The sequence below is a fragment of the Mesorhizobium sp. M5C.F.Ca.IN.020.32.2.1 genome, from assembly GCF_004023105.1.
Taxonomy (GTDB): Bacteria; Pseudomonadota; Alphaproteobacteria; order Rhizobiales; family Rhizobiaceae; genus Mesorhizobium; species Mesorhizobium wenxiniae.
In genome coordinates this window covers 1-8,092 of record NZ_RZSX01000216.1, presented here as the reverse complement: position 1 = coordinate 8,092, position 8,092 = coordinate 1, and the positions used below count along the sequence as shown (strand labels likewise).

10 protein-coding genes and 2 pseudogenes are annotated in these 8,092 nt (G+C 65.4%); all 12 read right to left on the bottom strand.

What is annotated here, in order from left to right; all coding sequences use genetic code 11:
* Positions 1-287, bottom strand: a 287-nt coding sequence (locus EOA86_RS13280; RefSeq protein ID WP_164891730.1) for an AAA family ATPase, incomplete at its 3' end; no start/stop codon positions are given.
* Positions 284-1,339: a replication initiator protein A gene (locus EOA86_RS13275; RefSeq protein WP_128342066.1), complete on the bottom strand. Its 1,056-nt coding sequence runs from the start codon at positions 1,337-1,339 to the stop codon at positions 284-286. The genes EOA86_RS13280 and EOA86_RS13275, both read right to left, overlap by 4 nt.
* A gap of 12 nt (positions 1,340-1,351) precedes the next feature.
* Positions 1,352-1,606: a helix-turn-helix domain-containing protein gene (locus EOA86_RS13270; RefSeq protein ID WP_128342064.1), complete on the bottom strand. Its 255-nt coding sequence runs from the start codon at positions 1,604-1,606 to the stop codon at positions 1,352-1,354.
* Between the two features lie 131 nt (positions 1,607-1,737).
* Positions 1,738-2,283: a DUF2285 domain-containing protein gene (locus EOA86_RS13265; RefSeq protein WP_245497256.1), complete on the bottom strand. Its 546-nt coding sequence runs from the start codon at positions 2,281-2,283 to the stop codon at positions 1,738-1,740.
* Positions 2,284-2,323: 40 nt separating this feature from the next.
* Positions 2,324-2,500: pseudogene (locus EOA86_RS40200) on the bottom strand (DUF6499 domain-containing protein); the annotation flags it as partial.
* Positions 2,501-2,604: 104 nt separating this feature from the next.
* Positions 2,605-2,868, bottom strand: a complete 264-nt coding sequence (locus EOA86_RS13260; protein ID WP_128342062.1) for a DUF2285 domain-containing protein — start codon at positions 2,866-2,868, stop codon at positions 2,605-2,607.
* Positions 2,869-3,025: 157 nt separating this feature from the next.
* The gene (locus EOA86_RS13255; protein WP_128342069.1) at positions 3,026-3,286 is read right to left on the bottom strand and encodes a hypothetical protein; all 261 of its coding nucleotides are present in this window, start codon (positions 3,284-3,286) and stop codon (positions 3,026-3,028) included.
* 189 nt (positions 3,287-3,475) lie between these two features.
* On the bottom strand, positions 3,476-3,805 hold the full coding sequence (locus tag EOA86_RS13250) for a DUF736 domain-containing protein (RefSeq protein ID WP_128342061.1): 330 nt from the start codon (positions 3,803-3,805) through the stop codon (positions 3,476-3,478).
* A 574-nt stretch (positions 3,806-4,379) separates the two neighbouring features.
* Positions 4,380-4,823, bottom strand: coding sequence for a hypothetical protein (locus tag EOA86_RS13245; RefSeq protein ID WP_128342059.1), 444 nt, complete (start codon positions 4,821-4,823; stop codon positions 4,380-4,382).
* A gap of 129 nt (positions 4,824-4,952) precedes the next feature.
* Positions 4,953-5,885 (bottom strand): DUF2493 domain-containing protein, encoded by a 933-nt coding sequence (locus EOA86_RS13240; RefSeq protein WP_128342057.1) that lies wholly within the window; start codon positions 5,883-5,885, stop codon positions 4,953-4,955.
* A 335-nt stretch (positions 5,886-6,220) separates the two neighbouring features.
* The gene (locus EOA86_RS13235) at positions 6,221-7,255 is read right to left on the bottom strand and encodes a toprim domain-containing protein (RefSeq protein WP_128342068.1); all 1,035 of its coding nucleotides are present in this window, start codon (positions 7,253-7,255) and stop codon (positions 6,221-6,223) included.
* A pseudogene (locus EOA86_RS13230) lies at positions 7,255-8,092 on the bottom strand (methylase); the annotation flags it as partial. The pseudogene EOA86_RS13230 and the gene EOA86_RS13235, both read right to left, overlap by 1 nt.

Sequence of the window (8,092 nt, the reverse complement as noted above, 5' to 3'; positions counted from 1 at the left end):
CGCATAAGCCCGGCGACGCGCGGCGGGCCGTCGATGACGACATGATCGGCATCGCGTGCGAGTTCCGGTGCCTCGCGGTGCAGCGTGTCACGCGCCAGGCCGACGACACCGAACAGGCGCGGCGTGCCGCTGCGACTGCGTTGCTGTGACCAGTCAAGAGCCGAGCCCTGAGGGTCGGCATCGATCAGGGTGACACGGCTGCCACGGCGAGCCCATTCGCCGGCGAGATGCAGTGCCAGTGTCGTCTTGCCGGCGCCGCCCTTCTGGTTGAGGAGCGCGATGATCATCGGCCGCGCCTCCGACGAGAAAGGCAGGAAGGGGAGGCGTTATCCCCGGATCGCCCGTCCAAATAGTAAGATTTAGATTCTTCTTTAGACTCTTTACGGGAGCGATTCCGCTCGTCCTGCCATAGGCTTAGCTGCAATCCGTGCGCCTGATGTACAGATAGGTTTGCGCCCGATGTACGGATACCGGCTGCGCCCGATGTACGGATATCGGGCGACGTTGCGCACAGCTTTTCCACAGGGTGGATGTGGACAAGTTCGCCGCCATCCGAAGCGCGTCCTATCGAGATGAGATAGCCGGGGAGCGGCTGGCGTCTGGCGATGGCGCGGACGTCGATGGCGAAGTCGGAGTAGCGCGCCAGTGAACCACTCTTGGCATGGAGGTGCCGCAACTCGAAGCGCCAGCCGTCCGCTTGGCGGCCGGCATGCTTGCGCGCGATACGATAGAGCCAGCGCTCGATGCCGCCGGTGAGACTGAAGTAGTCAGGGTCGATGGCGAGCACCAGGCGGCGGTCGATGATGCCCTGGTAGAGCCATTCGGGCAGGACGAACTCCATGCCCTCGACGCGGCCTCTGCGCGCCGCGAGCTCTTCCCACTCGTTGATCCAGGAGAACTGCTGGCGCCGCCAGTGCTCGCTGTGGCGGATGGTGGTGCGGATGACGGTCGACTGTAGACGGGTGAGTGCGCCCTTGATCAAGAAGTAGCTGCGCGCGCCGGTCGTGCGGCCGATGCCGTTGAGGAGCTGGTATGGCGTGAAGCGGAAGAAGCGCGATGTCGGAAGGCCGCGATCCTGCGCGGCAAGGATCTGGCTGGCGGCCCAGATCAGGATGTCCGCGTCCCAGATCGTCGCCATACCATGTTCGGCGACGGCATAGACCTGCAGCTCCACGTCCCTGGCCTTGTAGTGAATCGGCGCGACCCGGCGGGACTTCGACAGAGAGAAAAAGGGGTGCGCCATCAGATCCTGCTGATCGCGTGGCGGCACGTCGCCGGAAAGCGCTTCGAATGGATTGAGTTGGGCGCGTTCGCCCCCCTGGGGTGGTGATGCCGTCATGGGAAAAACCGCTCAGCGCAGGTTGAGCCGGCGTGCCGGATGGACGGTTCCGACGCCGGGGTCCGACGTGGACGTCTTGGTGCCGCGATTGGCCCACGCCTGAAGATCCTCGAGCGCGTAGACGACGCGGCCGCCGAGCTTCCGGTACGCGGGGCCTGTGCCGTAGGTGCGGTGCTTTTCGAGCGTGCGGTCAGAGAGACCGAGAAAGCGCGCGGCCTCGGGTGTTCTGAGGAAGCGCGGCGGCATGCCGGCGGTATTGGATGTCATGAGCGGGCCTCCGCGAGTTCGATCAGACCGCCGGTGACGGCTGGCGGGCGGAGATCACGGTGGCGAAGCTGACCGGCGAAGGGGGATGAGGAAGTTTGCGGGGCAAAAATCCTCACCCCGCGGCGTTGGCGTTACGCGCTATCCTTGTGGCGATGACGCAGAAGCTGACGATAACCGCCCGCCATCATGGTGTGCCCGCCCTTGACGAGGCCGATGACACTCGCCCGCAACGCAGAGGTCTTCCAGGACTCGGCCGCGACGCGGTCGGGGCCGAATACGACATCTGCAATCGCCCGGTAGCTGGCGCCAGCCATGCGGCCGTCGATCGCCTGAAGCATGCGCCGATGGCGACGCTTCTGCTGGGGTGTGAGCCGACGATCGTCGGGAAGGGCGCGTCCTTGCAGAGCGCGAAGCAATCGATCGATTGCTGCGATCCTGTCGTGACCGTCGCCGTCAAGCGGTACGAGCGCGGCGAGGGGTGTTCCAGGCGGCACTCCAGGGAGTTGGACCAGACGAATGGATTGGGTGCCGAACGCGAGCAGCGAATGCGCGCCTTGGTCGTCGGACCGCGCGGCTGGATCGCGCAGTTCCGAAGAGAGATTGCCGGCCGTCGGCAGCATGATGGGCGACTGCGTGAGCAGCACGGCGCTCGTGTCCGCCTCGGCGGACCAGAACACGGGACCCTCGCCAGCACTCAGCGACGGCGGAACGAAAAAATTGCAAACCCCATCTCCTTTGGAGTTCGGCTCGCAATGAAGGACTGTCTGCTCGCGCATAGTCCTTCTGGTAGTCCGGATTGCGCCTGAGCCATTCCCAGGCGAGGTCGGGAGAGTCGAGATCGTCCAGGTAGTCGTAAGTCTCCGAGGACCGCCAGTGGGAGGTGTCGGGCGTCATCGTTGTTCCTCGTGCCGCAACGTGGGTCGCCAAAGTTCCCAAAACTTGACCGTTTGAGAAGGGTTCAAGGAAACACCAAGCGATGCCCTTGGCGCATCGCCCGACTATTTGCGTCCTTCGAGCAGCAGCTGACGATAGCCGTGCTCCGTCATCCAACGCGCGCGGGCAAGATGACTGTCGTGGACGCGCTGCGCCCGCTGTGGCTCGGCGACAGGATCGATGCCGAAGATGACAGCAACCGCCTCACGCCAATCTGCTCCATCCGCGGCTGCATCTAGCACGCGAATATAGAGCTTCATGTGTGAGCGATCATAGTCTGTGAGCGCCGCGTTTTGCGGCGGCTCGTCCAGGAATTCCGGCTGTGTCATCGACGCCCCCAAGCGGAAGATCCATACCCTCGATCGGGCGTTCTGGGAACATGGCGTGTTGTCTGCTGCCTCGATGCCAGTGTGATGACAACTATGCGGGAGGGCATTGTAGCGACCACGCCAGTCAGCGCGATCGCGAGTACTTCCCGGCGAATGTTCACGGGCGCTTTTTGCCGTCTTCCGCGATCGCGTTGCGCATGACCATCACGCCTTCTCCCTTGTCGGTGGTCATGAGCACTATACCATGGGCCTCGAGGGCGCGCCGCACTTGGTCGCGTGTCGTCTCATAGACGCGCAGCCCGCTCTCGGATTCGAGGCGTTTCAATGCGGTCAGTGATACTCGGGCCTTGTCGGCAAGCGTCTCCTGATTCCAGCCAAGCAACGCCCGAGCAGCCCGCGATTGACGAGCAGTGATCATGAACGCGATCACCGCCACAAGTCGCGAGGCGCGAGCCAGAACTACGACTATAATAGTCGGATTATCTTGAAAAGCCACCCATTATCGTTCGTGTGAGGCCAAGTTTGGTGGTGCCGTCGAGACATCGATTCGCTTGAGCGCGACGATTGCCCCACCCGGTTCGACCGGGCGGGGCGATGTGGCTGGACCTCAGTCGCCGTTGCGGCGGTTCGGGCGGGACCAGATGAGGCTGTAGCCTTCGCCGTCCTCGTCCTCGACCAGGTTGGCGTAGATCGGAGCGGTGAAGCTCGGGTCGTCGAGCTTGAAGCCCAGGTAGGGGCGGCCAGTCTCGTTGGACTGCTTGCTCCAGGCGGCGCCGATTTCGGCTCGGCCGACGAAGACCCGGTGGCTGGGGGCGTTCTCGCCGCTGGCGCGGGTGTCGGGGGTGACGCGGACGTTCTTGGCCTGGACCGAGAGGGTGACGATTTCGCCTGTGAACTCGTTGTTGGCGGTCTTCTTGAAGGTGCCGATGGTGGCCATGGTCGTTCTCCTTGGTTTCTCTGACTCGAGCCCGCACCATTGCGGCCTCGATGGCGATCGTCAGGCCGAAGGCGATCGACGGCGCACCCCGAAGGGGCCCCGACAGCAAAGGAGGAACTATCTTGTCTCGCGAGGAATCCCGGCCTTGGCCGGGAGGGGAAGATAGTTTCGACGGCGCTGTTGCGCCTTAGGCGATCGAGGCGAAGCCGGTCTTCGGGCAGATCAAGCCATGAGGGAGGCCGTACTGGAGCGGTCTTGCGGCCGGAGAGACCGAGGAGAACCTCGGCTATCGCGTTCACTGAAGCCGGCCGGCGGGTTCTGAGGCGATCTCGTCGTCCGCGCACGGCCACGAATTGATCGCATCGCCTTCCGCCCTGCCAGAAGAGAGATGCGGTTCTCTACATCTGCATCGGTCCTCGATGCTACGGTGCTGCGAGCAGGGCAGGGGCCAGCGTCACTGGCGTCGCTCCGCTAGGCCGCACCGACCCCCCTGGCTCATTCCGACCGGTTGTTGCCGGCCGCGCGGTCGGTACGCGGTGCGCTCAGCCTTCGGTCCGCTTAGCCAATCGTTGGCTCACGAGGCGCCCGCCACGTCCTGGCTGGCTGGTCCGGGCGGGGCAATCATCGTCAGGCGCATGAAGGCGGTGAAGCCGACCGCCGCCGCGCCGACAGCGGCGAAGATGACCTGCCACGTGTCCGACGGGATGGTGAGCTTCACGACGCCGAGCGTGGCGTGATAGCCGGCAACAACCGCGGGAGCCACGAAAACGAGCAGAACGAGAAGTTTCAGCCACGCGGGGCGCGCGAAGACGAGCAGGAGCTGGAACACGGCGAACGTCGCAGCCGCGGCGAAAGCGCCGACGATTGCACCGCCAAGGATTCCAGCGCCACTGCCGTAGGCCCAGACGCCGGCAGTTACGCCCGCGAAGAGCGGCAAGGCAAACACCGCCAGGGTGAAGAGCAGCCAGCAAAGGGCGATAATGGCCGCGAGGGATGCGAGAATCGCGAGGATGATCATGGTGGTGGTCTCCGTGGACACTATCGAACGGTCGCGCCTCCACCACCACCGCGGCGCAAGAGTAGGTATCACGCGGCGAGCGCGAGGTGCAAATCTCGCTCGCCGAGCTTGCGATGGTGCAGGCGGCGCTCACGCGCCGCCCCGGTTGCGGAAGTCGTAGGCATTGATACCGAGCTTCTTCGCCTTGTCGGCGAAATTGTCCTGGATGCCGGTGCCCGGGAACACGATCACTCCGATCGGCAGGAGATCCAGCACGGCGTCGTTGCGCTTGAACGGTGCGGCGCGGCCGTGCTTTTCCCAATCGGGGGCGAAGCCGACCTGAGGGACCTTCCGATTGTCGGCCCATTTCGCGGCGATCAGTTCGGCGCCTTTGGGCGACTTGCCGTGGATCAGCACCATGTCGGGATGTTTGGCGTGGACCTTGTCCAGTACGTCCCAGATCAGGTGATGGTCATTGAAGTCGAGGCCCCCAGTCAGGGCGATCTTCGGTCCGGTGGGCAACATCACCTCGACGTCGGCCTTCCGGCGCGCGGCGAGGAAGTCGCGGCTGTCGACCATGGCCGAGATCAGGTGCCGGTGGTTGACTATCGATCCGGTGCGCGGACGCCAGCTCGAGCCGGTGTGTTGCTCGTAGCGCTCTGCGGCCTGGTCGCGCATCAGCTCGAAGGTGTCGCGCCGTTCGATCATCGTCTGGCCCTGGGCGGTGAGGTTTTCCAGCTCGACCGCCTTGATCTCGGTGCCATCCTGTTCGCGTTGCAGACGGCGTTGAGCCTGTTCGTTGTCGTCCAGTTGCCGCTCGATCCTGAGCACGGCGCGGTGGAAGACATTGGTGACGGACCAGAGCAGGTCGTCGAGGTCGGGTTCGAGGCGCGTGTCGGCCAGGGTGGTGATGAGGGCGTCGAAGATGTCCGCCACGGCTCCGGCGACGTGACTGCCGTCGGGGAGTGGTCGCGGATCGGGCTCGTCGGCGTAAGGGCGCCAGCCGTAGAGCTGGAGTTCGGTCAGCACGTGGTCGGTCGGCGATGCGGCGTGGTGCGGTTCGGTGTCGTCGTGCTCGCTCATGGGGATGCTCCCGTCGGTCTGACCGCGACCCTCGCGGCCTTCATGGCGACGAAAGCCCATGAGCGGGGCGGCCCGACACCCGCAGCGAAGCGAAGGGCCGGAGCGAAGCGGAGGATGGCGGCGGCCGGCTATTTTGTCTCGCGATGGAAAGGCGTCGCAGCTTGTCGCTGGCGTTCGCCAGCAATTGCGCGCCGCCGGAAAATAGCCGGCCGCCGCCATTGCCTGGCCGGCCCGCTTGTGGGCCCGATCGCCCTCTCGAAGGCCGGGTCGCGGTATCTCCGCCGGTCATCCCATTCACGCGACCACGAGCCGATCCTCCTCCGCCATGTCCGCGCTCACGCCGCGAGCGCCAGGTATCGGGATCGGTCGGTGCGCGTGAGCTGGTCCGCGATCCAGGCGCGAAGGGCTGGAAGGCCGCGGTGTTGGAGATCTTCGTTGAAGTCCTCCATTCTCGGCGTAAGCACAAACGCCTCGATCCCGGCCTCCATGGCCCGCTCGACCAGGCCGTCTCGCGCACCGTCGCCGGCGGGATCGTTGTCGCGGATGATGTAGAGCCGGCGCAATGTCGGGGGGAACAGGATGGCGGCGAGATGTGCGGCTGAGAGCGCTGACGCCATCGCCATCTCGGGCAGGGCGCATCTGAGCGAGAGCGTGGTCTCGATGCCTTCGCCGGCTGCCATCACGGTACCCGGGACACCGAAGCGAACGGCATGGCCGAGCAGTTCACCCATGGCCCGGCGTGGCGTGTCGATTGGAGCTTTGCCGGTACCGTCCGGACGGAGCCAGGTGCGGTGCGCGCCTGTCTGGAGCCCGTCGAGATCGGCGACCGAAGCGATCATCGCCGGCCAGGTCTCGGTCGGACCATGATCGTCCGGCCGATAGTAGCAGCGCGGATGAAACCGCAGCGCGGCGGTTCCGTGCAGAGTCGTAATGCCGCGTCCACGCAGATACGTCTCTACGATGGTCCCGAGAACCGGTCGCGACATCGCGAAGAGCCGCCGCGAGGCTTCCGACGATCCGGTGGGGACCCGGGGCGATTTCGCCGAGGGCGATCGTTGCTCCGGCGGCGGCATGGCAAGAAAACCACGCGCCTCATCGGCGACATCCTTGAAGTCGACCAGTCCGAGGGATTCACGGATCACGTCGAGCAGGTCGCCATGCTCGCCCGTCGCCGCGTCGGTCCACTTGCCGGGTAGTCCCCTTGCAGAATCCCTGAGCCGAACGAACGTCGAGCGGCCCGGCGCGTTGCGGACATCGCCGACGATCCAGTAATTGCCGGAACGGCGTCCGTTGGAGAGGTAGTGCCGGCATACCGCCTCGGCATGTGCTCCGAGACGACGTGCGAGGTCGGAAGCGTCGTGACGAGGCATCATGCAGCCTCCCGCTCGCTGACGCGCTCGATCGGGAAGCGCTCGAGTACGCGTTCGAGCACCGGAAGGCCGCAGGTATCGGCCGGCACGAACATCCTGAGCTTCCAGGAAATGATCTCGTGGAAGAGGCCGTAGGCGGTCAGGCGCTGGCGCATCGTGTCGGTGAACCCCGAAAGTTCGATGCGCCACGCGCCCATGACGCGGCTGCGGCGAAGCTGGAGACCTTCCGCCAGGTCGAGGATCGTCCGGCCGTCGGTCAGCGCCGCGAACGCCTGCTCCGGCGATAGCGACGCCACGCCCGTAGCCGTGGCGTTGGCTGCCCATGCCGGCGAGACGCGACGGCCGATGATGCGCTCGCCTTGGTCGGTCTGAAGCCGATAGACCCGCGTCGACTCGGTCGGCAGGCGCTTCCAGATCGGCAGAAGCAAGCCGGTGACCATGTGCAGAACCGAGTCGGTGAACTCCGGCACCTCGGCGGTTTCGGTCGTCCAGGCCGTGGCGAAGGCAGCGCGGTCGGCCTCGGCCCAGCGCGTGTCGTCCATGGCCTTGACCGCCATGTTCTGGGCTTCAATAGGCCGGATCAGGCGGACGCGCCGCTCGATGTCGCCATCGTCGAGCATGACGCTGGTGGTGGGGATCTGGACCGCGGCGCGGCCCGACTTCTCGTTGATGAGCAGCTTGGCGCGCGGATCGCGGAGATGATCGAGCGCACCGTCCAGCGTGACAGGCCGGTTGCGCCTGCGTTCGGCGATCGTCAGCAGGCGCGTTTCGGCGCCGGTGCGTGGGTGGGTGTAGATCACCTGCCGATCAGTGACGACGAAGCTCTCGGCCCTGAGC

Excerpts from the sequence above, each read along its gene's own strand:
- EOA86_RS13245 (WP_128342059.1), bottom strand. The coding sequence starts at position 4,823 with ATGATCATCCTCGCGATTCTCGCATCCCTCGCGGCCATTATCGCCCTT.
- EOA86_RS13240 (WP_128342057.1), bottom strand. The coding sequence starts at position 5,885 with ATGAGCGAGCACGACGACACCGAACCGCACCACGCCGCATCGCCGACC.
- EOA86_RS13260 (WP_128342062.1), bottom strand. The coding sequence starts at position 2,868 with ATGACACAGCCGGAATTCCTGGACGAGCCGCCGCAAAACGCGGCGCTC.
- EOA86_RS13275 (WP_128342066.1), bottom strand. The coding sequence starts at position 1,339 with ATGACGGCATCACCACCCCAGGGGGGCGAACGCGCCCAACTCAATCCA.
- EOA86_RS13270 (WP_128342064.1), bottom strand. The coding sequence starts at position 1,606 with ATGACATCCAATACCGCCGGCATGCCGCCGCGCTTCCTCAGAACACCC.
- EOA86_RS13255 (WP_128342069.1), bottom strand. The coding sequence starts at position 3,286 with ATGATCACTGCTCGTCAATCGCGGGCTGCTCGGGCGTTGCTTGGCTGG.
- EOA86_RS13250 (WP_128342061.1), bottom strand. The coding sequence starts at position 3,805 with ATGGCCACCATCGGCACCTTCAAGAAGACCGCCAACAACGAGTTCACA.
- EOA86_RS13235 (WP_128342068.1), bottom strand. The coding sequence starts at position 7,255 with ATGCCTCGTCACGACGCTTCCGACCTCGCACGTCGTCTCGGAGCACAT.